Below are 22,929 nucleotides of genomic sequence, written 5' to 3'. Positions count from 1 at the left end.
AGATTGTGCACCGGGACTCATGGCTTCGAGGGGTGGGGGCATGGGGTTCGAATTCCGGGTGCTGGGACCGCTTCGGGCCCGGCGCGACGGCAGTGAGCTGGATCTCGGCCGCCCGCAGCAGCGGGCCGTGCTCGCCGCCCTGCTGCTCGCCCAGGGCCGGCTGGTCCCCACCGAGCGGCTGATCGAGGGCCTGTGGGGCGAGGACGACACCCGCTGGCCGAAGGACCCGGTGGGCCAGATCGGCACCCACGCGCACCGGCTGCGCCGCGCCCTGGCCGAGCCGGGGCTGCTGGTGGCGGCGGCGGGCGGCTACCGGCTGGGGGTGGAGCGCGACGCCGTCGACCTGTTCCGCTACGAGGACGGGGTGGCGGAGGCGACCGCGCTGCGCCAGCTCGACCCGGTGCGGGCGCGCGCCCTCCTGGTGGCGGCGCTCGGGGTGTGGGAGGGCCGGCAGGCGCTGGACGGCGTGCCGGGCGTCTTCGCCGAACGGGCCCGGGCGCGGCTGGCGGCGGGGCGGTTCGCGGCGGTGAAGGCGCTGCACGACCTGGACCTGGCGCTCGGCCGGCACGCCGAGGCGCTGCCCGGGCTGGACACGCTGGCGGTCGGGCACCCGGACGACGAGGAGGTGCAGCGGCTGCGCCTGCTGGCGCTGCACCGCTGCGGGCGGACGGCGGAGGCGCTGGCGGCCTACGCGGCGCTGTGCGAGCGGCTGGACCGCGAACTGGGGCTCGAACCGGCCCCCGCGGTGGCGGAGTTGGCCGACCGGATCCGCCGCGGCGAACTGCCGGGGCCGCTGCGGAGGCTGCCGCGACCGTGCCAACTGCCGCCGGACCTGCCCGACTTGGTCGGACGGTCGGCGGTGGCACGGGAAGCGGAACGGCTCCTCCGAGACGCCGGCGCACCGGTGCTGGGTCTGTCCGGCCCGGCGGGCAGCGGCACCTCCGCGCTGGCGGTGCACGTGGCGCACACCGTCCAGGACGCCTTCCCGGACGGGCAGTTGTACGCGCGCGACGGCGAGCCCGGGGCGGCGCTGGCCGGATTCCTGCGCGCGCTCGGGGAGTGGCCGGCGCCGGGCGCCGGACCGGCGGAACTCTCCGCGCACTACCGGGCCGCGCTGACCGGCCGCCGAGTGCTGGTGGTCCTCGACGGGGTCGCCGACCCCGCCCCGCTGCTGCCCGCCACCCCGGGCTGCGCGGCCGTGGTGGCGGGCGCGGAACCGGGCGCACTGCCCGCCGGCGCCGTACGGCTCACGGTGGGACCCCTGGAGCCGCACGACGCCCACGAACTGCTGGCCCGGATCGCGGGCGCCGACCGGATCCGCCGCGAACCGGCCGCGGCGGCCGAGGTGGCCGGCCTCTGCGGCCACCTGCCCGTCCTCCTGCGGACGGCGGCCACCCGGCTCGCGTCCCGGCCGCAGTGGTCGGTCGCCGACCTGGTCGAGTGGCTCGCCCGCGGCTGAGCCACTCCCGCCTCCCCCGACTCAGTACAGGTCGGAGGACAGGATCTTGGAGTTGTTGGTGTTCGAGTGGGGGATCCGGCCGCTGCCCGCGTCATCCCAGTGGATGACGACGGCACCGTCATCGGTCACCGTCAGCTTGGCGTGCGGGTGCCCCCACGTCCCGCTGGCCCAGCAGGGCCTGCCGCTGGCGGAGTAGACGACGAAGTTCCCGTCGCTCTGCATCACGGCCTTGTAGCCGCAGCCGTTGGTGCCGGCACCCCAGACCGCACCCTTCCCGTTCTGGGTGATGACCAGGTTGCCGTCGGTCTGCATGGTCAGCTGGGTGGTGCGCGAGTCCACGTGCCAGCCCTGGTAGAGCGGCTCGTCGTCCCAGATGGTGTGGCTGCCCGAGTCGTACGCCGCCTGCGCACTCCCCGCCCCCACCAACGTCCCCGCCAGCGCCAGCGCCCCGGCCGCCACCCCGACACCCACGCGCCGCAGCACCTTCGTCGCCTTCATGTCCCCGTGTCCCTCATCTCATACCTCGCGCCCGCGAAACCCGCAGCACGCCCTGTGCAACGGATCATGACCCACCCGGGTAGACAACCGATCAACGCCCCCGTCCACCGGCCGATCGCCCAGCAGCCGGACCACTCCCGCCGAAGCCCGCCAGCCCCCGCCCGACGGCCGTCGACGGCCGTCGGGCGGGGGCATCGGCCAAAGGACGACGACGACACCGGCATCCCCCCTACTCATTGCCGTGTCGGCGCGTCCGGAGCAGGCGAGCCCAGCTTCTCCCGCGCCGCCCGGGTTTGTGAGCCCCCGAACCGGCTGCTCGGGACTCGCCACCCGGCTGCTTGCGGCCCGCCACCCGGCTGCGCCGGACCGGCCCCTCGGCGCCGGCGGAAGTCCACGGCTGCCCCTGCCGGCGCAGGGGCGGTTCGTGCACACCGTGACCGGTTACATTGGACGCGGCGGCTGCGCGGATCGCGCCGCGGACGGGCGGGCTCGGCACGGTCGACCGGATCCCAGGGAATCAGGACGACAAGGGTGGGGCGCGGGCGTGATCCGGGTTGTGGTGGTCGACGACGAGGCACTGGTCCGGTTCGGGTTCAGCCTGATCCTGAACGCCGCCGCCGACATCGAGGTCGTTGCCGCCGTCCCCGGCGGCCAGGCGCTGGAAGCCGTCGCCGCCCACGCCCCGGACCTGGTGCTGCTGGACATCCGGATGCCCGACGTCGACGGACTGTCGCTCCTGCGCCGCCTGCGGACGCTCGACCGCCCGCCCGTCGTGGCCATGCTGACCACCTTCGACAACGACGAGTACATCGCCCAGGCCCTGCGCTCGGGCGCCGGCGGCTACCTCCTCAAGGACACCGACCCCGACGCCCTCGCACCCCTCGTCCGCTCACTCGCCGACGGAGCCGTGGTCCTCGCCCCCAAGATCATGCCGACCGTGGTCGAGGGCTACCTGCGCCACCACCGCGACCTGGAGACCGGCACCGCCCGCACCGCCGCACTCACCCGGCGCGAACACGACGTCCTGCTGCTCCTCGCCCAGGGCCTGACCAACACCGAGATCGGCCGCAGCCTGCACCTGAGCGTGGGCGCCGTCAAGGAACACGTCAGCGCGCTGCTGGCCAAGCTCGCGGTCAACAACCGCGTCCAGGCCGCCCTGTGGGCACAGCGCGCCGGGCTGCTCGACGAGGTCGCGGCGCCGTGACGGCGGTGAGCACGCCGGTGCGTGGCGCGGTGGGAACGCCGGCACGGTCCCGGACCGGACGGTCAATGCCGCCGTGGGCCCTGGATGCCCTGCTGACGGTGCTCGCCGTGGCGGATGCCTGGTTGTCGTCCGTGGACTTCCTCCAGGGGTACCTCGCTCTGGGGGGTGCGCTCTGGGGGTCCCTCGCAGCGCTGGCCCTGCTGTTCCGCAGGCGGGTACCGGTCCTGGTGTTCGCTGTCACGTTCGTGATGATGGCCCTGTCTCCGGTCGACTCCGTGACGGCCGTACTGGTCGCCCTGTTCACGCTCGCCGAGCGCTTCGGCAACCGGTGGGCGCTCGGCGCAAGCGCCGCCCTGTACGCGGTGGCGGCGAACTGGACCGAGTACCACGGGCCGGCCGAGGACCTGGACCAGATCTACAACACCGTCATTTCCTCCGGCACGGCCTTCACCGCGATCTTCCTCGGGCAGTTGGTAAAAACCCGGCGGGAGCTCGCCCGGAACATGGCCGAGCTCCGCGAGGCCCAGGAACACGAGCGCGAACTGCACGCCCAGGCCGTCCTGGCACGCGAACGCGCCCAGCTGGCACGGGAGATGCACGACGTGGTCTCCCACCAGGTGAGCCTGATCGCGGTGGGCGCCGGCGCCCTGCAGGTGGGGGCGGACAGCAGCGAGACCAGGGAGGCGGCGCGCACCATCCGCAAGCTGAGCGTCACCACCCTGGAAGAGCTGCGGCACATGGTCACCCTGCTGCGCGCGGCCGGCGGCACGGACTCCGGGACCACCCCCCAGCCCACCCGGGAGCAGCTCCCCGACCTGGTGGCGGGCAGCGGCCTGGACGCCCGCCTGGTCGGCGGGGTTCCCGCCGACGCCGGCGCGGCCGTTCAGCGGGCGGTCTACCGGATCGTCCAGGAGTCCCTGACCAACGTGCGCAAACACGCCCCGGGCGCCACCGCGACGGTCGAGATCCACGGATCCGACCAGGCCTTGACGGTGACCGTGACCAACACGGCCCCCACCCGGCCCGCGCTGCGACTGCCCGGCTCCGGTCTGGGCCTGATCGGCCTGCGGGAACGGACCGAGAACCTCCACGGCACCCTCACCTGCGGCACCACACCCGACGGCGGCTACCGCGTCCGCGCCACACTGCCCGCCTCCGGGCGCTGAGAGCGGTCCGCAGCGCGGGTGCCGCCGCAGGTTTCCGCCGGAGTCCTCGGGGGGCAGAGCCGGTCGTGCTGCAGATTGGCGAGCAGGCCGGCTTCGAGGCGGGAACGCAGGTCCAGCTTGCCGAGGATGCTCGTCACATGCTTTTTGACGGTCCGTTCGGTGATTCCGAGATGCCGTGCGATGGGAAGGTTTCCCAGCCCGGTGCCGAGGAGGAGGAGCACGTCGGACTCACGGTCGGTGAGGGCGGCAAGGTCTCGGGGGGTGTGGAGGTCGGCTCGCCGGACGGTACTGCAGGGGCAGGCGGCGGGCAGGCTGACTGCCCGGGGCGGTGCGGTGTCCATGCCTGGTGATCCTAGGTTTGCCCGGGGCGGTGAGAGCCCGGCCAGGTGGCCGGAAGCGGCCTCGGAGCGGCCGGATCCGTCCGACGTTCGGCGGGGCGGGGCGGGGCGGGTCGCCGGTCGAACGGTGGTGGTTTCCTGCCGGCTGGAGCCGGAAAAACCGGCGCGAATCGATCCACACTTCCGACGGTGTACATCAGGGGCGGTGTACGAACGTCGCATTTCGCGGTCGAAATTTCACGGATACGTTCGCGGATGAACGGAGAATCTCCGTTCGCCCGATCCGTTTCGGCTTGAAGGAATCGAATTGAAGAATCTCGTAGCAGCGTTCGCCGCAGCGACGGTCGCGGGGAGCCTCCTGCTGGCGGGCGCCGGTCCGGCGCTCGCCGCCTCCCCGCGTCCTGCGGAGGCGGCGCCCGAGGTGACGGAGATGTCGGGTGTCACCGCCTGGCAGGAGAAGTCCGAAACCGCGGTCCTGGTGGACCCGCGCCAGGAACGCAACGCGGTCAATTGCCGCTTCGACAGGAATCAGCAGGACAGGGAAAGGTTCTGCAAGGCGCTCGAGACCAAGCCGATGACGGAAGCGGCGAAGAACTGCCTGGTACGCATGGGAGTCGGCGGCGCCGCGGCGCTGGTGGCCGGGAAGATCAACAAGAAGGTCGCCAGGGAGATCACCGTGAACACCGTGGCGGCCGGAGCATCGGGCTGCCTGACGGCGCTGCTCACATGAGCCGTGACGGGCTCGTCGCAGGACTCGCCAGGGTGGTGGTGCTGGCCCTCTGGGGTGGGGTGCTGGTGCTGGCCGACCGCGTGCTCTCCTCGGAGGGCTGGCGGTTCGTCGTGGCCGTCCTCACCGCGATACCGATGGCCGTGGCGCTGAACAGGGTCGGTGACCGCGGCAAGTGAGAGGCGGTGGGCTCGCCGTCTTGTCGTTTCCGCCGGTCAGCAAGGCGCTGACCGGCGGAAACGGGTGAGGCATCGAACCGCGCTCCCGCAGCTCGGAGGTGCTCCTACAGGTCGTAGTAGAGCTCGAACTCGTGGGGGTGGGGGCGGAGGGCGATGGGGGCGATCTCCTGGGTGCGCTTGAAGTCGATCCAGGTCTCGATCAGGTCCGGGGTGAAGACGTTGCCCGCGAGGAGGTACTCGTGGTCGGCTTCGAGGGCCTCCAGGACGGCCGGGAGGGAGGAGGGCACCTGGGGGACGTTGGCGTGCTCCTCGGGGGCCAGCTCGTAGAGGTCCTTGTCGACCGGCTCCAGCGGCTCGATCTTGTTCTTGATGCCGTCCAGGCCGGCCATCAGCATCGCGGCGAAGGCCAGGTACGGGTTGGAGGACGGGTCGGGGGCGCGGAACTCGATGCGCTTGGCCTTGGCGTTGGAGCCGGTGATCGGGATGCGGATCGCGGCCGAGCGGTTGCGCTGCGAGTAGACCAGGTTGACCGGGGCCTCGAAGCCGGGCACCAGGCGGTGGTAGGAGTTCACCGACGGGTTGGTGAAGGCGAGCAGCGAGGGGGCGTGCTTGAGCAGGCCGCCGATGTAGTAGCGGGCGGTGTCGGAGAGTCCGGCGTAGCCCTGCTCGTCGTAGAAGAGCGGCGAGCCCTCGGTCCACAGCGACTGGTGGACGTGCATGCCCGAGCCGTTGTCGCCGAAGATCGGCTTCGGCATGAAGGTGGCCGTCTTGCCCGCCCGCCAGGCGACGTTCTTGATGATGTACTTGAACAGCATCAGGTCGTCGGCGGCGTGCAGCAGGGTGTTGAACTTGTAGTTGATCTCCGCCTGCCCGGCCGTGCCGACCTCGTGGTGCTGGCGCTCGACCTCCAGGCCGGCCTTGGCCAGCTCCAGGGACATCTCGGCGCGCAGGTCGGCGAAGTGGTCGACCGGCGGGACGGGGAAGTAGCCGCCCTTGTACTTGACCTTGTAGCCGCGGACGTCGCCCTCGGTCGAGCCGCTGTTCCAGGCGCCGGCCTCGGAGTCGATGTGGTAGTACGACGCGTTGGCGCTGGTGTCGAAGCGGACCGAGTCGAAGACGTAGAACTCGGCCTCGGGGCCGAAGAAGGCGGTGTCCGCGATGCCGGAGGAGGCGAGGTAGGCCTCGGCCTTCTTGGCGACGTTGCGCGGGTCGCGGCTGTAGGCCTCGCCGGTCACCGGGTCCTGGATGAAGAAGTTGATGTTGAGGTGCTTCTCCTGGCGGAACGGGTCGAGCCGCGCGGTGGCGAGGTCCGGGACCAGGGCCATGTCGGACTCGTGGATGGCCTGGAAGCCGCGGATCGATGAGCCGTCGAACATCAGGGTCTCGGACGGGTCGAAGGTCGCCGCAGGTACGGAGAAGTGCTGCATGACGCCCGGCAGGTCGCAGAACCGGACATCGACGAACTTCACGTCGTTGTCCTGGATGAACTGCTTCACTTCGGCGGCGTTGTTGAACATCCATCCTCCTCGGTGCGAATGGGGCTCACCCTAGGAATGGCCCGTTTCCGACCGGTGACCCAGTCGTTTCCTGAATGTTAACCGCCGTCGTCGACGGGGCGGCAAAGCCGTACGCTCCCGGACAAAACGCCTGGCCCGGCCAGGTGGGGCCCGTCCAGTGGTCTGGACCACTTGGGAAGGGTGAGGGAAAGCCGGCGGCGCCCGATTCACTCTCCCGTGGCGGGTCCGGGGGAGGCGGTGGCCGCCGCGGCCGTTCGCCCGGTTAGTGTGGATCGGTGGACACCAGAGAAGCGTTGGGATCGTGGATCGACGGCCCGAAGGCGGCCGCCGAGAAGATGGGCGCCGACTTCGGCTACCGCGGTGAGCGCCTCGGACTGCCCAAGGAGGGCCCCGGGTCGATGGCCGGGCCCGGCCGTCGGCTGGGCGCGCTGGTCGTCGATGGCTGGCTGGTCTCCCTGGTCGCCTACGGGCTGATCGCCAAGGGCTCCGCGGCCTCGGCGAACCTGTGGACCACCCCGCTGTTCTTCGCCGTCACCGTGCTGCTGCTCGCCACCACCGGGACGACCGTCGGCAAGCGGCTGTTCGGCCTGCGGGTGATGCGCCTCGACGGCCGCCGGGCGACCATCCCGCAGGTGCTGCTGCGCACGGGGCTGCTCTGCCTGCTGGTGCCGGCGCTGGTCTGGGACCGGGACACCCGCGGCCTGCACGACAAGGCGGTCGGCACCGTCGAGGTCCGGATCTGACCCCTCCCGAGCTCTGACCCCTCCCGAGCTCTGCCCCCTCCCGAGCCCTGACCCCTCCCGAGCCGAGGGCCCGCCGGAAAACGGACCGGGAACATCGAACGGCCCCGCCGCGGAGCTTCCGCGGCGGGGCCGTTGCGTGTCGACGGGGGAGGGGTCAGCGAACCTGGCCGCCCTTGGGCATCCGGGCACCCTTGGGCATCGGGCCCTTGGGGATGGGGGCCTTGGAGAGCAGGTCGCCCAGCGCGCGCAGGCGGTCGTTGGTCTCGGTGACCTGGGCCGGGGTGATGGCGCGCGGCAGACGCATCAGGTGGATCTGCAGCTTCTTGAGCGGGATCTCGCCCTCGCCGTTGCCCACCACGATGTCGTGCACCGGCACGTCGCCGACGACCCGGGCCATCTTCTTCTTCTCCGACGCCAGCAGCTGGCGGACCCGGTTCGGGTTGCCCTCGCCGATCAGCGCGATGCCGGCCCGGCCCACGGCGCGGTAGACCGCGTCCTGGCTACGGGTGACGGCCACCGGCGTCGGGCTGGCGCTCCAGCCGCGCTTGATGTTGTTCAGCACCGCCGCGACGGCGCCCGGCTGCCCCTCCATCTGCCCGAACGCGGCCCGCTCGGCCCGGCGCCCGAAGACGATCGCCATGGCCAGGAAGGCCACGATGAAGCCCAGGATGCCCAGGTAGACAGGGTGCTCGATCGCGAAGCCGATGGCGAGGAACACGCCGAAGGTCAGCAGGCCGACGCCGGCGATGATCAGGCCGATCTTGGTGTCGACCTTCTTGGTCATGGTGTACGCCAGGCGGATCTGCTTCAGTCGCCCGGGGTTCTCGGATGTTTCCCTCGCCATAACGCTCATGGTACGTGGCGTGGGTACGGGATATCCAAGCCCGGGTACCCGTTCGCCCCGAACCGTGACCCGACCGGCTACGGACGACCGCCGCGCGGGGTGGTGCGTGCGGGTGCGTCCAGCGCCCGGTCCGCCGCGTACCGGCGATTCTCGCAGACGGCCGCCCAGGCGTTCTGCCGGGCCTGCTGCTGCCCGCCCGCCAGCAGGACGCTCTCGGCGAACCGCAGCGCAACCCCCATCGACCGGATCCGCATCCGCATGCCGGACAGCTCCCCTCGTGGCTGAGAAGACGTGGCTGAGAAGAATCGAACGATCCTGACGATTCCATCGTCCCCACCCCGTGTTACCAGTCCGTGACCAGGCAGTCAAAGTCCGGTGAAGCGAAAGGGGCGGGGCCGAAGCCCCGCCCCTCCGATGGCGCAAAACCAGTGCCGGTGCCGGGTCAGACCGCCGCCTGCGCCTGCCCCTGCTCCTGCTTCTCGCGGTGCTCCAGCGCCTGCCGGTACAGCCGTCCGGCGCGGTACGACGAACGGACCAGCGGACCGGACATGACCCCGGCGAAGCCGAGCTCCTCGGCCTCCTGCTGCAGCTCGACGAACTCGTGCGGCTTGACCCAGCGCTCCACCGGGTGGTGGCGCAGCGAGGGCCGCAGGTACTGGGTGATGGTGATCAGCTCGCAGCCGGCCCCGACCAGGTCGGCCAGCGCCTGGCTGACCTCCTCGCGGGTCTCGCCCATGCCCAGGATCAGGTTGGACTTGGTGACCAGCCCGGCCGCGCGTGCCTGGGTGATGACGTCCAGCGAGCGCTCGTAGCGGAACGCGGGGCGGATCCGCTTGAAGATCCGCGGCACGGTCTCGACGTTGTGCGCCAGCACCTCGGGGCGGGACGAGAAGACCTCGGCCAGCTGCTCCGGGACGGCGTTGAAGTCCGGGATCAGCAGCTCGACGCCGGTGCGGCCGCCCTCGCGGCCGGCCGTCATCGCGTGCACCTGGCGCACGGTCTCGGCGTACAGCCAGGCGCCGCCGTCCGGCAGGTCGTCGCGGGCGACGCCGGTGATGGTGGCGTAGTTGAGGTCCATGGTGACGATGGACTCGGCGACCCGGCGCGGCTCGTCACGGTCGAAGTCGGCGGGCTTGCCGGTGTCGATCTGACAGAAGTCGCAGCGGCGGGTGCACTGGTCACCGCCGATGAGGAAGGTCGCCTCGCGGTCCTCCCAGCACTCGAAGATGTTGGGGCAGCCGGCCTCCTGGCAGACCGTGTGCAGCCCCTCCTTCTTCACCAGCGACTGGAGGGCGTTGTACTCCGGGCCCATCTTCGCGCGGGTCTTGATCCACTCGGGCTTCCGCTCGATGGGGGTCTCGCTGTTGCGGACCTCCAGGCGGAGCAGCTTCCTGCCGTCGGGTGCGACAGCGGACACGTGCGACTCCTAGAACTAGACGGGGTACCCCCAGGGTACGCCTGTGCTTGTACGGCCTTCGCCGGGGCTGCGGCCCCGCAAGCGCAGGGCAACAGAGCTACTGGCGGGTAGATTCCCGGGCCGGTGGCACGGGGTGTTCCGGCTCAGCGGCCGGGTGCCGGCTCCGGCAGTTCGGCGAGCACCTCGGCCAGGTGCTTCTCGACCAGCGGCAGCGCCTCGGCGACGCCGAAGTCCCGGCGCAGCTCGCCCGCCAGCGAGGCGACGCCGGCGTCCCGGATGCCGCACGGCACGATCCTGTCGAACCAGGTCATGTCCGGATCGCAGTTCAGCGCGAAACCGTGCATGGTCACCCCGCGCGCGACCCGGACGCCGATCGCGGCCAGCTTGCGGTCGTCGCCGCGCTGCCCGGCGTTGGACGGCGCGTACTCGGGGCCGGCCAGGCGCGGGTCGATGCCAAGCGGCAGGCCCATCCGCAGGGTGAGCTTGCCGATGTCCACCACCTGCGCGGGGTCCACCACCGCGTCCGGGAGGGACTCGCCCAGCACCCAGACGCCGCTGCGGCCCTCGACCCGGGTGGTGGTCACGCCGGCCGCGCCGCAGGTGCGGATCAGCGCCTCCTCCAGCCGCCGCACGTACGCGATCACGTCGATCGGGTCCGGCAGCTTCACGATCGGGTAGCCGACCAGCTGGCCGGGGCCGTGCCAGGTGATCTCGCCGCCCCGGTTGACCTCGACCACCGGGGTGCCGTCCAGCGGCAGGTCGGCCGGGTTGGTGCGCTTGCCCATGGTGTACACCGGCTGGTGTTCCAGCAGCAGCACCGTGTCCGGGATCTCGTCCGCGACCCGGAGGGCGTGCAGCCGCTGCTGCTCCGCCCAGGCCTCCTGGTACGGGACGGCTCCCTCGCCTATGCCCATTCGGACGAACCGTACGTTCTCGCTCACCGATACCGCTCCTTGCCAGGCGTTCGAGACCAACCTCGCCACTGTACGCCGGGCCGCCGGCGAACCGTTCAGGAGGCCGGTCAGCCGCCCGCCGGCCCCAGCGCCCGCCAGCTCGGCACCCGCCGGCCCCGGCCACCCGCCGGCCCCGCACCCACCGGCCCCGCACCCGCCGGCGTCAGCCGCCCGCCAGCAGCTGCAGCCGCAGCGCCAGCTGGAGCTCCAGCGAACGCTCCGGCCGGCTCCAGTCCCCGCCGAGCAGCACCTCGACCCGGTCCAGCCGCTGCACCACCGTGTTCACGTGGACGTGCAGCTCGTCCTTGGCCCGGGTCAGGCTGCCGCCGCAGTCGAAGTACGCGCGCAGGGTGCGGACCAGCTCGGTGCCGCGCCGGGCGTCGTACTCCAGCAGCGGGCCGAGCGTCGCGCGGACGAAGCCGTCCACGTCGTGGCCGTCACCGAGCAGCACGCCGAGGAAGCCGAGCGCCCGGGCGGAGGCGCCCTCCCCGGCCCGGCCGAGCACCCGCAGCGCCCGGACGCAGCGCAGGCCCTCGGCGTGCGCGGAGGCCAGCGCGACCGGCCCGGCGGCGGGACGGCCGGCGCCCACGGTGACCGGGGACCCGGCGAGCCGGGCGAGCCGTTCGGCGGCCTGCTCGGCGGCCCGCTGGGCGGCGTCGCCCGGGGCCGGGGCCCCGCCCCCCTCCGCGCCCTCGTCCGGGACCAGCAGCACCACCGCTTCCCCGTGCTCGGCGCTGATTCCCCGCGAGCCGAACAGATACCGCCCGGCCGCCCCCGCCAGCCGGGCGCGCGCCCCGGCGTCCCGGGCGTCCGCCGGCTCCGCGACCAGCACCAGGTGCGGGCGGCCGAGGTCCACGCCGAGCCGCCGCCCGCGCGCGGTCAGCCCGGCCGGGTCCCGGTCCGGGGCGGCGAGCAGGTCGGCCAGCAGCTCGCCGCGGACCCGGTTCTCGGTCTCCGCGACCGAGCGGCGCAGCAGCAGGAGCAGCGCGGTCACCACACCGGCCCGCTCGAACAGCCGCCGGTCGGCGTCGTCCAGGTCCGGCCGGCCGCGCAGCACCAGCGTGCCGAGCTGCTCCTGCCCGGCCAGCACCGCGCACACCCAGGCCTCGCCGTGCCGCACCGACCGCCCCTCCTCGCGGGACGCGGCCGCCGCCTCGGCCAGTCCGGCGCTGCCCGGCGCGGCCCGTCCGGCCAGCGGCTCGCCCTCGGCGTCCAGAACGGCTATCTCGCCCCCGAGCAGGGCCGCCACCGCCGCGGCCACGTCCGGGACCTCGGCGCCGCGCAGCACCAGGTCGGTGAGCCGGTCGTGGCCCTGCTCGGCGCGCTGGACGGCGGCGGAGTGGGCGCGGATCAGCTCGTTCGCGGTGTTCAGCTCGGCGAGCGCGGCCCGGGTGTCGGCCACCGACTTGGCGGTGTCCAGGGCGATCGCGGCGTGCGCGGCGAGCGTGCAGAGCAGCGCGACCTCGTCGGGGGAGAAGGCGCGCGGGGAGCGGTCGGCGGCGAACAGCACGCCGATCACCCGACCGCCGAGCAGCAGTGGCACGCCGATGATCGCCACCAGGCCCTCGTCGAGCACGCCCGCGTCGATGGTGCCGGTGTGGTGGAAGCGCGCGTCGGTGCGGTAGTCGGGGGTGGCGTACGGGCGGGCGGTCTGCGCGACCAGGCCGCCCAGGCCGTCGCCGAGGCTGAGCCGCAGGGTCTGGAAGAGGACGGAGACGGAGCCGTCGGTCACCCGCATGTAGGTGTCGCCGGCCGCCTCGTCCGGCAGCGTCAGATAGGCGGTGTGGGTGCCGAGCAGCATCCGGGCCCGGCGGACGATCGCCTGCAGCACGGCGTCCAGGTCGCGGGAGGCGGCGAGGTCGCCGGCGGTGTCGAAGAGCGCCGTCAACTCGGCCTCCCGGCGCCGGTGCTGGCGCATCGTCCGGTGGACGCGCAGCGCCTGCCAGGTGGCGTCGTCGATCTCGCTCAGCACCGCGGCCGGCGCGCCCCGGCGGCGGGCGTCGGCCAGCACGTCGGCGAAGTCCTCGGTGGCGGCGCCGGAGGCGAGCAGGTCCAGCAGCCGCCGCAGCGCCGGCGCCGAACCGGTGGGGAGGTCGTTCATGGTGCGGCCGCCAATCGGCAGTGGGTCGTGGCCCCGGGGAGGGAAGCGCGATGTTAGCTGCTCAGCCCGGGGGGGCCGTAGTCGGCCGGCGCCCGCGCGGTGGCGGGCGCCGGCCATCGGACGGTGCGTCAGGCGGTGGCCGCCTTCCCCGCGATGGCGCCGCTCACCTCTTTCCCGTCCGCCGACTCCCCCCTCTCCTCCATCTCGGCGAGGTCGTTCCCCCGGGTCTCCCGCCCGCAGAGCACCGCCAGCACCGTGATCACGGCGGCGATCGCCACGTACACCGAGATCGGCGTCGAGCTGCCGTAGTCCTTCAGCAGCGCGGTGGCGATCAGCGGGGCCGGGGCGCCGGCCGCGACCGAGGCGAACTGGGCGCCGATCGAGGCGCCCGAGTAGCGCAGCCGGGTGGCGAACAGCTCGGAGAAGAACGCCGCCTGGGGCGCGTACATCGCGCTGTGGAAGACCAGCCCGATGGTCACCGCCAGCAGCAGCGAGCCGAACGACTTGGTGTCCACCAGCCCGAAGAAGACGAACGCCCACACCCCGACGCCGACCGCGCCCACCAGGTAGACCGGCTTGCGCCCGACCCGGTCCGACAGCGCCCCGAACACCGGGATCAGCGCGAACTGGATCGCCGAGGCGATCAGCACCGCGTTCAGCGCGGTCTGCTTGGGCAGGTGGACGTGCGTGACGGCGTACGCCAGCACAAAGGTGGTCATCACGTAGTACGAGATGTTCTCCGCCATCCGGGCGCCCATCGCCACCAGCACCTCCCGCCAGTGGTGCTTCAACACCCCCACCAGCGGCGGCTGCTCGGCCTTCCCGCGCTGCTCGGCCTTGGCCAGCGCCGCCTTGAACAGCGGCGACTCGTCCACCGCCAGCCGGATCCACAGCCCGACGCCGACCAGCACCGCCGACAGCAGGAACGGCACCCGCCAGCCCCAGGACAGGAAGGTCGCGTCCGACTGCACGGTGGTCAGCAGCGACAGCACACCGGCCGCCAGCAGGTTCCCGGCCGGCGCCCCGCCCTGCGGCCAGGACGCCCAGAACCCGCGCCGCCGCGCGTCCCCGTGCTCGGACACCAGCAGCACCGCGCCGCCCCACTCGCCGCCGAGCGCGAAGCCCTGCACCAGCCGCAGCACCGTGAGCAGCACCGGCGCGGCGACCCCGATCGAGTCGTACGTCGGCAGGCAGCCGATCAGCGTGGTCGACCCGCCCATCAGCAGCAGGCTCACCACCAGCAGTTTCTTCCGGCCGACCCGGTCCCCGAAGTGCCCGAACACCAACGCCCCGATCGGCCGCGCGGCGAACCCGATCGCGTAGGTGAGGAACGACAGCAGCGTCCCGGTCAGCGGATCGCTGCTCGGGAAGAACAGCTTCCCGAACACCAGCGCCGCCGCCGTACCGTACAAAAAGTAGTCGTACCACTCGATCGTGGTACCGATCAGACTCGCCGCCACAACTCGTGGCAGCGATCCTCTCCCGCTCGTCGACGCGTCGGAGCCGCTCATGGGTCACCACTTCCGTGGGTGGGGGACGGTGTCGCCACAAGGTAGGAACTCCCGGACCCCGGCACTATGTGACCGACCTACACATCCAGGCCCTCCGACATGGCCGCCGAACCCACACCCCATGGTCGGTTCACTTGTCCGGATCGGTGCTCTCGACGCCCACCGGGGCCGCACCCATCCTGGACGGAGGAGACGGCGGACCCCGCCTCTCCTTCGTCCGCCTTTGGAGGACCCCATGACCACCGTGTCCCAGGCCGGCATCTCCGTCACCTCCCGCCAGGTCCTGCCCGCGGGCGGCCGGCTCAGGCTCAGTGCCCGGCTGCGGGTGACCACCGACGGGCCCGCGAGCACGGCGGACCTCACCGCGGAACTGCGCCGCCTGGTCGCCGAGGCCGGCGTCATCGAGGGAACGGCGCACGTCTACTGCGGGCACACCACCTGCGGGCTGCTCGTCAACGAGCTCGACCCCGGCCTGGACGCCGACGCCGCCCAGGCCCTCGAACGCCTCCTCCCGCACAGCGACCACCACCCGTACCATCACGACAAGCACCGCACCCCGGCCGAACGCGCCCTGCACGGCGAGCGCGACAACGGCCACGCCCACCTCCGCACCGTCCTCGCCACCCACCCCGACCTGCACATCCCCATCACCGGCGCCGCCCTCTACCTCGGCCGCTGGCAGACCGTCCGCCTCGCCGAACACGACGGCCCCCGCACCCGCGAACTCCTCATCCGCATCACCGACGACCTCGCCTGACCCACCCCCCCCGGTGCCCCTCGCCGATCCGGCGAGGGGCACCGGATCGGCCGCCTACCGGAAGCGGGTCCCGAGCCGCCGACGAACCGCGCCCAGACAGTCAGGACAGGCGAGCACGAACCAGCCGGGACCACTGACCGCCTCGATGTGGGCAGCGACGGTGACATCCGGATGCTGCCGGCGACAGCGAGAGCAGAAGTCCCAGTCTTCGGATCTCGTGGGCTGGTCGACAGGGGGCTGAGACGGAATCGGAAGTGTTGACGGGGAGGGGCGGATAGGCTCGCGCATGTCGTCAGCTCCTATTCAGCTGGTGGCGTCGGCCTCGGATCGTTCCCGCGATCCGAGGCCTCTTGCGCTATCGACTGTATCCACCCTATCCCTGCCTGTCCATACCTAGCCCCTCCTGTCCGCACCTATGGCTGGAGGTCATCTCCTGTGTACGGTCATGCCGTGATCGAGTTCGACCCGACCCAGCCGAAGTGGCAGCAGATCGCCGACCTGCTGCGCGCACGCATCGCGAGCGGCGAGTATCCGCATCAGCACCTGATCTCCGAGGTGCAACTGGAGCGCGAGCTGGGCGTCAACAGGAAAACCGTTCGCAAAGCGATGGACGCTCTTCGTTCCGAAGGCCTGATCACGACGACGCCCGGGATGGGTTCCTTCGTCACGGGACCCGGCTCATGACCCTCGCCCGCCGGCTCACCGGCGGGCGAGGGTGCTGGCCCACTCCAGTGCCGCTGTGATGTGCGGGTCCTGGAGGCCGACGTACGGGTCGGGCTGGATCAGCAGCGTCGGGCATCCGCTGTCGCTGCGCTTGGCGGCCCACAGGTGGTCGAGTCCGGTGAAGTCGTCGTCGATCCAGATGGCCGGGGCGTCGCCGAGCCAGTCGGCGACGTGATCCCGCTTCCACAGGTAGCCAGCGGGGTGGCTGGTGGTGATGGGGAGGCGGGGCAGTTCGATGTGTTCGAAATCGGACAGGCCGAGCAACGGAGCGATCACGCGGGGCGCGTCGGCGCGCCAACTGGTGCACCACGCCGGACGGACAAGGCCGCTGTGGAGGGCGTCCGCGAGCAGCGCTCCGTGGTCATGGTTGAGCCAGACCTGGATTGGGTCGGGGTAACCGGTCAACTGGACCTGGTGGGCCGTGTGGGTCGGAGGGATGGACTGATCATCGGCTGGGAACGGGATCAGCACCCCGTCCACGTCCAGCAGCAGGTACGGGGGTTGATGCATCGAGGCCTCCTTGGGCTGCGATGTCATGGCTTTCGGGCGGTGACCAAGAGCGTGGTGGGCCACTGAGCGTCGACCGGGGCGAAATGGTCATGAAGGCCGGTGACGAGGAGTCCGGCCCGGTTGAGGTAGCAGGCCCAGGAGGCCGGGGCGACGTCGAAGCGGTCGACTGATCCGCTGGTGCCATCAGGCAGGGCTGCGGCCTCGCGGTGGCGAGGCCGCAGCGGGATGACGCCGGTTCGTCGCGGGTGGGGGACGGAGAAGGCGAGAACACCGTGCCGACCGAGACGGCGCGAGCATGCGCCGAGGAGGCGGGAAGGCTCGCTGGTGCCGATTGCGCCGAACACGGAGAAGATCGCGTCCAGGTGTCCGATGCCACGTCTCAGGTAGCCGACGGCGGGGGCTTGGGTGAAGAGGGCCCCGGTATGCCCGTAGTGGGCGTTGGCACGCTCGATCTGTCCGGTGGAGCGGTCCACCCCGATTGCGAGCGCGCCGACGGCGGCGAGGTGGGCGGTGTTATGCCCGGCGCCGCAGCCAAGTTCCAGGATCCGGAGACCTGTGAGGTTGTCGCCGAGCAAATCGGCTGCGGGCCCGATGCCGGGGCGTTGGGTCCACTCCAGCCGCGCCGGAGGCTGCAACGGCTGTGGCGGCCCATGGGCCAGTCGTTGGGCGGCGTGGGCGTCCCAGAAGGGAGCGGCGGTCATGGTTCCAGCAACTCGACGGCGGTCGTCAGGTGGCGGCGGACGGCCTCGATGTAGACCTCGTCCTTGGACGGGTCGTTGATCCACCGCAGGGCCTGCTCGATGAACCACTCGACGGCCCACAGGCGGTGCCAGCCGAGTGCCCAGGCTTCGGCCGCGAGGCCACCACGCTCGGCGAGCGTGTCCCGGTGCCCGCCAGCGGCGACGTATCCGGCCATGAAGTCGCGCAGACGGTCCGGGTCGGCATCGCTGATCGTGCCGTGCCAGGAGGCGAGATCGAGCAGACCCGGCCCGATGAAGGCGCGAGCGAAGTCCAGTAGCCGCCATCCGTCGGTGGTGATGTGCAAGCTGGTCGGGTGGAATTCCGAGTGCACCCAGCCCCACGGGCCGGTGGTTGCCCCCTCGGCCCGTTTGGTGGCAGCTCCCGCGAGCGCATCCAGCATCTCGCCGATGTCACTGGTGTCGCCTTCCCAACGTCCCTTGTTGCGAAGGCGCTTGAGGTGGCCGAGCGCCAGGCCGGGAAGGGCGGCGAGGGCCTCGCCATCCAGAACCGGGAGGAAGTGCGCGGGATGGGCGGTATGCAGGGCGACGGCGGCGACGACACCGTCGGCGTCCGTCGCCGTGCGCTGCTCATCGCCGAGATCCTCGATGATCATCCCGAGGTGGTCCTCCCGGGCGATCGCACCGAGAACGGCGGGGACGGGGACGCCGGCCTTTTGCGCGGCGCGCAGGATCCGGTCCTCGGTGGTGAACGGCTCGGCGGCGTACTTGTAGATCGCCGTGCGGCCGCCCGGGAAGGCGAGGCGTTCGACGCCGGAGAGGGCCCACACCCGCATGGGGTTGCGAGTCGGCTGGGGGCGTCCGGTGTCGGCGCAGATCTCGGCCAGCAATTCCGCGATGAGCTCAAGCTCCACGGCGGGCTCCATTCGGTGGGGGAGGCGAGAGGGTGGTCCGGGGCGGCAGGGCATCGCGCCCTGCCGCCCCGGATTGATGGTTCGAAGCGAGGATCAGGCCTCGGTGACGCGGTAGGAGTCGACCATCTCGACCCACTCCTTCTTGAACTCGGCCAGCTCACGTCCGAAGTTCGCCATCGAGGTGCCGTAGGCGGCGACGACGCCACCGGACTGGTCGGGAACCGACTGGCACCCGTGGACCAGTCGGCCGCCGAGCGCGGCGTGGGCGAGGATCCCCTCGACACGGCGGTGCTCGTTGAACCATCCGCCGTGGTAAACCTCGTCGAGCATCCGGCCCTCCGTCTCGGAGAGGTCGAAGACGACCCCGGTGGCGGAGGGGAAGAACCAGCAGGGGCCGACGTTGGAGATGTGCCCGTCCAGCTCGACCTTGTTGAGGGCCATGAAGGTCGCGGCCTCGCGGAGCATACGCAGGTGATCGGTGGTGACCCGCGGGAGGCCGAGGGTGGCCAGGTGTGCGTCACGGAACAGGTACGCGTACACCTGGTGGGCGATGGCCAGGACTTCGCCGGCGTCGGCGGTGGAACGGCCGTGGGTCTTGATGAAGTCGAGGGCGATCTGCTCGACGGCGGAGGCCTCGGTCTCCGTGACGTGCAGCAGCTCGGACTGGACGGTGTCCCAGTCGGTGACGAGCCAGGACCTGGTCTCGAACCGGAAGAAGTACTCCGCCGGGTCGAGAGTGATGCGCTTGTCGTCCACGGTGATCCCGGGCAGACGGTTCCAGCGCGGGTCGAACGCCTCCGGGAGCTCGACCGTGATCACTTCGGTGTCGATGGTGGTGGTCACCTTGGTCTCCGTTCTCCGGGCACCAAGAGGGCCCGGCGCGGCTGAGTTGTCCGCCACGGGTGGGGGTTCCACCCGCCCGTGGCGGCGTTGACCACAAAGGTGTCGCCCCAAGGGAAAACCCATCCGCAGCCGGGTTGCGGGCCAGCAACCCGGCTGTGGATGGGTCTCTACCTCTCGACCCGTCAGGCGGCCTGTGCGGTCGCCTTGAGGAGGGAACGGGTGTCGATCACGTGCTCACCGAGACTCCGAGTGGCGGACGTGCCGTTGCTGCGGAGCCGGCGGTGCAACTCGCCGACGCGGCGCAGTGTTTCGCGGTGCTGGATCTCGGAGACGAGTTCCAGCGCGGCATGGCCGTCCGCGCACGCCGCTTCGACGTTGCCGGCGCCGGCGTGCGCCTCGGCGCGGGAGATGTAGGCGGTGCAACGGTGCCGGGCCATCTCGGGGGAGAGTCGTTCGAGCGCCCGGTTCAGGGAGGGCAATGCATCTGCGTGGCGCCCGAGCCGGACCAGGTCGCTGCCCTCGTAGGCGTCGGCCTTGGACAGGTCGAACCAGGCGATTCCGTGCCATCGTTCGTCATCCATGGCCCCGGAGAGCAAGGTGCGCGCCTGCTCCATCGAGCGGCGGAATCCGGGCTCGTCGCCGGTCGAGGAGTACATCTCGGAGGCGACGGCATTCGTCCACGCACGCATCCGGGTGGACGCTCCGCGCTCGGCGGCGTCCACCGCCGCGAGCGCGTAGTCCAGGCCGCCATCCGGGTCGCCACCGTAGGACATCCGGAAGGCCCGGCCGCCGAGGATCAGGGCGGACAGCTCCGGGCTGTCGATCTCCCTTGCGAGTTGGTAGCCCAAGTCCATGTAGGCATCGGCTTGCTCTTGGTCTCCGAGGTCGAGTGAGAGCAGGATGGCGGCGAGGGCTGCCATCTCCGCCATGTGGGCGAGCAGTGAGTTCCGAATGCCGGTGGGCTGGTCCTTCGGTCGGAGCGAGGTGGCCAAATCCAGCTGGGCCCGTGCGACAGGTACCAATGTCGAGGCCGGGAAGGACTTGTACGAGCGGCGGTAACTCGCCCCGATCGATCGGAGCTCAAGCACGGTCGCCTCGTCCACCCGGCCCCCCGACGGGCGGCTGACCTGGGCACGGGCATCGGGAGACAGGCCGGCGATGGCAGAGGTAAGGCCGGCCAGGGAACCGAGGGCAAAGGTACGTCGAAGCACAGACTCTGAGCTTTCCGTATCGGACGACGGTGTACGTGGCGAAGTCGGGGAAGGCGCTTGTGATCTCACTGACTGTGCTACCACAGTTGCCTCGCGGTATCGAACATCGAACGCCAGAATATGATCAATCGTCAGCCCGAGTGTGGCGCCGAGCTTCTCTGCCAGGTGCAGGCTGTCCAGTGTGATCAACCCGCGTTCGAGTTGGCTGATCCACGACTCGGATCGGCCGATGGCGTCTCCCAAGTCACGCTGGAGCCAACCCTTTCGGCGGCGCCCCTTCGCGATGCGCTCTCCAATGAGCCTGTCGATTCCCGCCACTGGGCACCCCGAGGTCTGTGATCGCGCCACTACCAATAGCAACCGTATCGCTGCTCGGCGTCTCATCGGCAGCGATCCCAGAGCTCGATGGCGGTGGCTCTGCTGCGGAGTGGGAAGTCGGATCCGCCGACTTCCCACTCCGCAGAGCCCCGGCGCAGGTGGGGGAGTGTCTTCTGGGTGGGGCCTCTCGGCATGCCGAGAGGCCCCACCGTCGGGCGTCCTTGGGCTTGCCTGCTCCGCCGGCTCTCGCGGAGCGGGCAAGCAAACCTCCGGTCAATGTCATCTCTGATTTGTTGGAAGGTGGCTTCTTGCCTTGGTGGGAGCGCGCTGGAGTTGGCGTGCCCGCTCTGCCGGTTACGGCAGAGCGGGCACGGTTCTCTGTCTTCTCCGTCTTCCAAGTTCCTCCCGGGCTCAGTGGGCGGTCCAGGCGCCGTCGAGGGGGAGGGAGGCACCGGTGAGGTAGGAGGAGTGGGGGAGGCAGAGGTAGAGGGCGAGGTGGGCGACCTCGGTGGGGTCGATGAGGCGCTTGACGGCGGTGCGGTCGAGCATGATCCGTTCGATCACCTCGGACTCGGGGATGCGGTGGGCCCGGGCCTGGGCGGTGATCTGCTGCTCGACCAGGGGGGTGCGGACGTAGCCGGGGTTGATGCAGTTGCTGGTGACGCCGTGCGGGGCGCCTTCGAGGGCGACCGTCTTGCTGAGGCCCTCCAGGGCGTGCTTGGCGGTCACGTAGGCGGACTTGAAGGGGCTCGCCCGCAGGCCGTGGACGGAGGAGATGTTGACGATCCGGCCCCACCCGCGCGCGTACATGTGGGGGAGGGTGCGGCGCAGGATGCGGAACGGGGCCTCGACCATCACCCGCTGGATCTGGAGGAAGCGTTCCAGCGGGAACTCGTGCACCGGGGCGACGTACTGGAGGCCGGCGTTGTTGACCACGATGTCGGCGTCGGCCGGCAGCGCCTCCACCGCCTCCGGGTCGGCGAGGTCGGCGACGTGCGCGACGCCGCCGATCCGCTCGGCGAGCCGGTGGGCGGGGTCGGCGGCGAGGTCGACGACGTAGACCCGGGCGCCGGCCGCGGCGAAGGCCTCGGCACAGGCCTGGCCGATACCCGAGGCGGCCCCCGTGACCAGGGCGGTGCGGCCGTCGAGCGGGCGGGCTGAAGTGGTGTCCATGGGCGAGAACGGTAGGAATCCGGGGGCCGCACTCCTATGTGACGGCCCACTACAGCACCTCGGTGAACTGTGGTGGTCTCCGCCATGACGGATGGTCGGCCCCGAGAGCGGTGGAAGCCAAACCCACTCTGTGGCGTCTTCCCCACAATGGGCGCGGATGCTTCACCCGTTCGGAGGATTGCTCGGTCAGAACCACCCATAGCGCCCGAATGCTCGCTACATTCACGCCGATTCCCGACAGGGGGCGTCGCCACAGGCAGCCGAACCGCTGGTGGAGCCGGTGCGGCGTCCGAGAGGTGTTGACTGACTATGCCCCAAAGGCCTGCAACCGACAGCCCGGCGTACGGACCGCTCGACCCGCTCGACCAGCACCGGGGTCCGGCCGGCCGGGCCCTTCCGGACGCCCCCGAGGTCCCCGACGCCCCGACCGCCGACGAACTGCGGCTGCCCGCGCAGGCCACGCCCGAGCGCCTCACGCCCGACCGGCACGCGCCCGAGCGCCTCACGCCCGAGCGCCACGCCCCCGAGCGCCACGCGCCCGAGCGGTCCGCCGGCGGCGGCCAGTCGGCCCCGCAGAATCTCCAGCTGGCCGCGCTGATCGAGGAGGCCGGCTTCTCGCACGCCGGCCTGGCCCGCCGGGTCGACCAGCTCGGCCTGGAGCACGGCCTGGACCTGCGCTACGACAAGACCTCGGTCACCCGCTGGCTCCGCGGCCAGCAGCCGCGCGGCGCCACCCCGGCGCTGATCGCCGAGGTGTTCACCCGACGGCTCGGCCGCCGCCTCACCGCCCAGGACCTCGGCCTGGACGCCTGCGCCCCGGTCTACGCGGGCCTGGAGTTCGCCGAGACGCCGCAGGAGGCGGTGGACATCGTGGCGAGCATGTGGCGCAAGGACAACGGCCCGCAGTCGGAGCTGCGCCGGATCGCCTTCACCCCGGCCGGGCTGGTGGTGCCCAGCCGGGACTGGCTGATCGGCCGGACCGATGAGCGGGTCGCCCGGGACGGCTCCACGCTGGTCCGCCCGGAGCCGGGGGCGGGCGGGGCGCCCGCCGGGCAGCCGGGCACCGCCGCCGCGCCGCCGGCCCGCGGTCCGCTCACCGCCGCGCCCGGCGTACCCGTGCCCGGC

The 22,929-nt window shown here is 71.6% G+C and carries 23 protein-coding genes and 1 pseudogene; 9 read left to right on the top strand and 15 right to left on the bottom strand.

The window, feature by feature from the left end:
- The first annotated feature begins 40 nt into the window (after nucleotides 1-40).
- Entirely contained in the window at nucleotides 41-1,459 is a 1,419-nt protein-coding gene (locus AB0N76_RS07380; protein ID WP_363554123.1) for a BTAD domain-containing putative transcriptional regulator, read from the top strand.
- 21 nt (nucleotides 1,460-1,480) lie between these two features.
- Here AB0N76_RS07380 and AB0N76_RS07375 read toward each other — a convergent pair whose 3' ends face one another.
- Nucleotides 1,481-1,957: a hypothetical protein gene (locus AB0N76_RS07375; RefSeq protein WP_363554121.1), complete on the bottom strand. Its 477-nt coding sequence runs from the start codon at nucleotides 1,955-1,957 to the stop codon at nucleotides 1,481-1,483.
- A 544-nt stretch (nucleotides 1,958-2,501) separates the two neighbouring features.
- On the opposite strand from AB0N76_RS07375, the gene AB0N76_RS07370 reads away from it, so the two are divergent.
- Together AB0N76_RS07370 and AB0N76_RS07365 are read left to right on the top strand one after the other, a co-directional pair.
- Nucleotides 2,502-3,161: a response regulator transcription factor gene (locus AB0N76_RS07370; RefSeq protein WP_363554119.1), complete on the top strand. Its 660-nt coding sequence runs from the start codon at nucleotides 2,502-2,504 to the stop codon at nucleotides 3,159-3,161.
- Nucleotides 3,162-3,226: 65 nt separating this feature from the next.
- Nucleotides 3,227-4,327 carry a histidine kinase gene (locus AB0N76_RS07365; RefSeq protein WP_363554117.1) on the top strand — a complete coding sequence of 367 codons (1,101 nt, stop codon included), beginning with the start codon at nucleotides 3,227-3,229 and terminating at the stop codon, nucleotides 4,325-4,327.
- On the opposite strand, the gene AB0N76_RS07360 is transcribed toward AB0N76_RS07365, so the two are convergent.
- Nucleotides 4,288-4,668, bottom strand: coding sequence for a LuxR C-terminal-related transcriptional regulator (locus tag AB0N76_RS07360; RefSeq protein ID WP_363554115.1), 381 nt, complete (start codon nucleotides 4,666-4,668; stop codon nucleotides 4,288-4,290). The two genes, AB0N76_RS07365 and AB0N76_RS07360, sit on opposite strands and share 40 nt — an antisense overlap.
- A gap of 304 nt (nucleotides 4,669-4,972) precedes the next feature.
- Here AB0N76_RS07360 and AB0N76_RS07355 point away from each other — a divergent pair, with 304 nt between their 5' ends.
- Together AB0N76_RS07355 and AB0N76_RS07350 are read left to right on the top strand one after the other, a co-directional pair.
- Nucleotides 4,973-5,395, top strand: a complete 423-nt coding sequence (locus AB0N76_RS07355) for a hypothetical protein (protein ID WP_363554114.1) — start codon at nucleotides 4,973-4,975, stop codon at nucleotides 5,393-5,395.
- Nucleotides 5,392-5,571: a hypothetical protein gene (locus tag AB0N76_RS07350; protein WP_363554112.1), complete on the top strand. Its 180-nt coding sequence runs from the start codon at nucleotides 5,392-5,394 to the stop codon at nucleotides 5,569-5,571. The genes AB0N76_RS07355 and AB0N76_RS07350 overlap by 4 nt, the downstream gene beginning before the upstream one ends.
- A 104-nt stretch (nucleotides 5,572-5,675) precedes the next feature.
- Here AB0N76_RS07350 and glnA read toward each other — a convergent pair whose 3' ends face one another.
- Nucleotides 5,676-7,088, bottom strand: coding sequence for a type I glutamate--ammonia ligase (glnA, locus tag AB0N76_RS07345; RefSeq protein ID WP_363554110.1), 1,413 nt, complete (start codon nucleotides 7,086-7,088; stop codon nucleotides 5,676-5,678).
- A 275-nt stretch (nucleotides 7,089-7,363) separates the two neighbouring features.
- On the opposite strand from glnA, the gene AB0N76_RS07340 reads away from it, so the two are divergent.
- Complete coding sequence (locus tag AB0N76_RS07340) at nucleotides 7,364-7,831, top strand: RDD family protein (protein WP_363554108.1); 468 nt, start codon at nucleotides 7,364-7,366, stop codon at nucleotides 7,829-7,831.
- 154 nt (nucleotides 7,832-7,985) lie between these two features.
- On the opposite strand, the gene AB0N76_RS07335 is transcribed toward AB0N76_RS07340, so the two are convergent.
- The 6 genes from AB0N76_RS07335 to AB0N76_RS07310 form a co-directional block, all read right to left on the bottom strand.
- Nucleotides 7,986-8,675: a DUF4191 domain-containing protein gene (locus AB0N76_RS07335; RefSeq protein ID WP_363554106.1), complete on the bottom strand. Its 690-nt coding sequence runs from the start codon at nucleotides 8,673-8,675 to the stop codon at nucleotides 7,986-7,988.
- A 77-nt stretch (nucleotides 8,676-8,752) separates the two neighbouring features.
- The gene (locus tag AB0N76_RS07330) at nucleotides 8,753-8,935 is read right to left on the bottom strand and encodes a hypothetical protein (protein WP_363554105.1); all 183 of its coding nucleotides are present in this window, start codon (nucleotides 8,933-8,935) and stop codon (nucleotides 8,753-8,755) included.
- Between the two features lie 182 nt (nucleotides 8,936-9,117).
- A complete protein-coding gene (locus AB0N76_RS07325) occupies nucleotides 9,118-10,092 on the bottom strand; it encodes a lipoyl synthase (protein ID WP_363554104.1) in 975 nt (324 codons plus the stop codon).
- A 143-nt stretch (nucleotides 10,093-10,235) separates the two neighbouring features.
- On the bottom strand, nucleotides 10,236-11,033 hold the full coding sequence (lipB, locus tag AB0N76_RS07320) for a lipoyl(octanoyl) transferase LipB (RefSeq protein WP_363554103.1): 798 nt from the start codon (nucleotides 11,031-11,033) through the stop codon (nucleotides 10,236-10,238).
- Between the two features lie 175 nt (nucleotides 11,034-11,208).
- The gene (locus tag AB0N76_RS07315; protein WP_363554101.1) at nucleotides 11,209-13,146 is read right to left on the bottom strand and encodes a GAF domain-containing protein; all 1,938 of its coding nucleotides are present in this window, start codon (nucleotides 13,144-13,146) and stop codon (nucleotides 11,209-11,211) included.
- 128 nt (nucleotides 13,147-13,274) lie between these two features.
- Nucleotides 13,275-14,657, bottom strand: coding sequence for an MFS transporter (locus AB0N76_RS07310; RefSeq protein ID WP_363554099.1), 1,383 nt, complete (start codon nucleotides 14,655-14,657; stop codon nucleotides 13,275-13,277).
- Nucleotides 14,658-14,892: 235 nt separating this feature from the next.
- On the opposite strand from AB0N76_RS07310, the gene AB0N76_RS07305 reads away from it, so the two are divergent.
- Both AB0N76_RS07305 and AB0N76_RS07300 read left to right on the top strand, forming a co-directional pair.
- Nucleotides 14,893-15,414, top strand: a complete 522-nt coding sequence (locus AB0N76_RS07305; RefSeq protein WP_363554097.1) for a secondary thiamine-phosphate synthase enzyme YjbQ — start codon at nucleotides 14,893-14,895, stop codon at nucleotides 15,412-15,414.
- 450 nt (nucleotides 15,415-15,864) lie between these two features.
- Nucleotides 15,865-16,098 (top strand): winged helix-turn-helix domain-containing protein, encoded by a 234-nt coding sequence (locus tag AB0N76_RS07300; RefSeq protein ID WP_363554095.1) that lies wholly within the window; start codon nucleotides 15,865-15,867, stop codon nucleotides 16,096-16,098.
- Between the two features lie 15 nt (nucleotides 16,099-16,113).
- Here AB0N76_RS07300 and AB0N76_RS07295 read toward each other — a convergent pair whose 3' ends face one another.
- The 6 genes from AB0N76_RS07295 to AB0N76_RS07270 form a co-directional block, all read right to left on the bottom strand.
- Nucleotides 16,114-16,647 (bottom strand): HAD domain-containing protein, encoded by a 534-nt coding sequence (locus tag AB0N76_RS07295; protein WP_363554093.1) that lies wholly within the window; start codon nucleotides 16,645-16,647, stop codon nucleotides 16,114-16,116.
- Between the two features lie 23 nt (nucleotides 16,648-16,670).
- The gene (locus AB0N76_RS07290) at nucleotides 16,671-17,348 is read right to left on the bottom strand and encodes a methyltransferase domain-containing protein (RefSeq protein WP_363554091.1); all 678 of its coding nucleotides are present in this window, start codon (nucleotides 17,346-17,348) and stop codon (nucleotides 16,671-16,673) included.
- Nucleotides 17,345-18,235 carry an aminoglycoside phosphotransferase family protein gene (locus AB0N76_RS07285; protein ID WP_363554301.1) on the bottom strand — a complete coding sequence of 297 codons (891 nt, stop codon included), beginning with the start codon at nucleotides 18,233-18,235 and terminating at the stop codon, nucleotides 17,345-17,347. The genes AB0N76_RS07290 and AB0N76_RS07285 overlap by 4 nt, the downstream gene beginning before the upstream one ends.
- 117 nt (nucleotides 18,236-18,352) lie before the next feature.
- Nucleotides 18,353-19,102, bottom strand: a complete 750-nt coding sequence (locus AB0N76_RS07280) for a hypothetical protein (RefSeq protein ID WP_363554089.1) — start codon at nucleotides 19,100-19,102, stop codon at nucleotides 18,353-18,355.
- A 182-nt stretch (nucleotides 19,103-19,284) separates the two neighbouring features.
- Nucleotides 19,285-20,697, bottom strand: coding sequence for a helix-turn-helix transcriptional regulator (locus AB0N76_RS07275; protein WP_363554087.1), 1,413 nt, complete (start codon nucleotides 20,695-20,697; stop codon nucleotides 19,285-19,287).
- A gap of 345 nt (nucleotides 20,698-21,042) precedes the next feature.
- Nucleotides 21,043-21,804 (bottom strand): 3-hydroxybutyrate dehydrogenase, encoded by a 762-nt coding sequence (locus AB0N76_RS07270; protein WP_363554085.1) that lies wholly within the window; start codon nucleotides 21,802-21,804, stop codon nucleotides 21,043-21,045.
- 309 nt (nucleotides 21,805-22,113) lie between these two features.
- On the opposite strand from AB0N76_RS07270, the pseudogene AB0N76_RS07265 reads away from it, so the two are divergent.
- Nucleotides 22,114-22,929 (top strand): annotated as a pseudogene (locus tag AB0N76_RS07265) (hypothetical protein); the annotation flags it as partial.

Source organism: Kitasatospora sp. NPDC093806 (assembly GCF_040683335.1).
GTDB lineage: Bacteria > Actinomycetota > Actinomycetes > Streptomycetales > Streptomycetaceae > Kitasatospora.
This window is presented reverse-complemented; position numbering and strand designations above follow the sequence as displayed.

Bases quoted from the DNA above. Each gene is read 5' to 3' on its own strand.
- AB0N76_RS07290 (WP_363554091.1), bottom strand. From the start codon at position 17,348: ATGACCGCCGCTCCCTTCTGGGACGCCCACGCCGCCCAACGACTGGCC.
- glnA (WP_363554110.1), bottom strand. From the start codon at position 7,088: ATGTTCAACAACGCCGCCGAAGTGAAGCAGTTCATCCAGGACAACGAC.
- AB0N76_RS07360 (WP_363554115.1), bottom strand. From the start codon at position 4,668: ATGGACACCGCACCGCCCCGGGCAGTCAGCCTGCCCGCCGCCTGCCCC.
- AB0N76_RS07315 (WP_363554101.1), bottom strand. From the start codon at position 13,146: ATGAACGACCTCCCCACCGGTTCGGCGCCGGCGCTGCGGCGGCTGCTG.
- AB0N76_RS07330 (WP_363554105.1), bottom strand. From the start codon at position 8,935: ATGCGGATGCGGATCCGGTCGATGGGGGTTGCGCTGCGGTTCGCCGAG.
- AB0N76_RS07275 (WP_363554087.1), bottom strand. From the start codon at position 20,697: ATGAGACGCCGAGCAGCGATACGGTTGCTATTGGTAGTGGCGCGATCA.
- AB0N76_RS07270 (WP_363554085.1), bottom strand. From the start codon at position 21,804: ATGGACACCACTTCAGCCCGCCCGCTCGACGGCCGCACCGCCCTGGTC.
- AB0N76_RS07375 (WP_363554121.1), bottom strand. From the start codon at position 1,957: ATGAAGGCGACGAAGGTGCTGCGGCGCGTGGGTGTCGGGGTGGCGGCC.
- AB0N76_RS07295 (WP_363554093.1), bottom strand. From the start codon at position 16,647: ATGCATCAACCCCCGTACCTGCTGCTGGACGTGGACGGGGTGCTGATC.
- AB0N76_RS07310 (WP_363554099.1), bottom strand. From the start codon at position 14,657: ATGAGCGGCTCCGACGCGTCGACGAGCGGGAGAGGATCGCTGCCACGA.
- AB0N76_RS07335 (WP_363554106.1), bottom strand. From the start codon at position 8,675: ATGGCGAGGGAAACATCCGAGAACCCCGGGCGACTGAAGCAGATCCGC.
- AB0N76_RS07350 (WP_363554112.1), top strand. From the start codon at position 5,392: ATGAGCCGTGACGGGCTCGTCGCAGGACTCGCCAGGGTGGTGGTGCTG.
- AB0N76_RS07365 (WP_363554117.1), top strand. From the start codon at position 3,227: ATGCCGCCGTGGGCCCTGGATGCCCTGCTGACGGTGCTCGCCGTGGCG.
- AB0N76_RS07305 (WP_363554097.1), top strand. From the start codon at position 14,893: ATGACCACCGTGTCCCAGGCCGGCATCTCCGTCACCTCCCGCCAGGTC.
- AB0N76_RS07380 (WP_363554123.1), top strand. From the start codon at position 41: ATGGGGTTCGAATTCCGGGTGCTGGGACCGCTTCGGGCCCGGCGCGAC.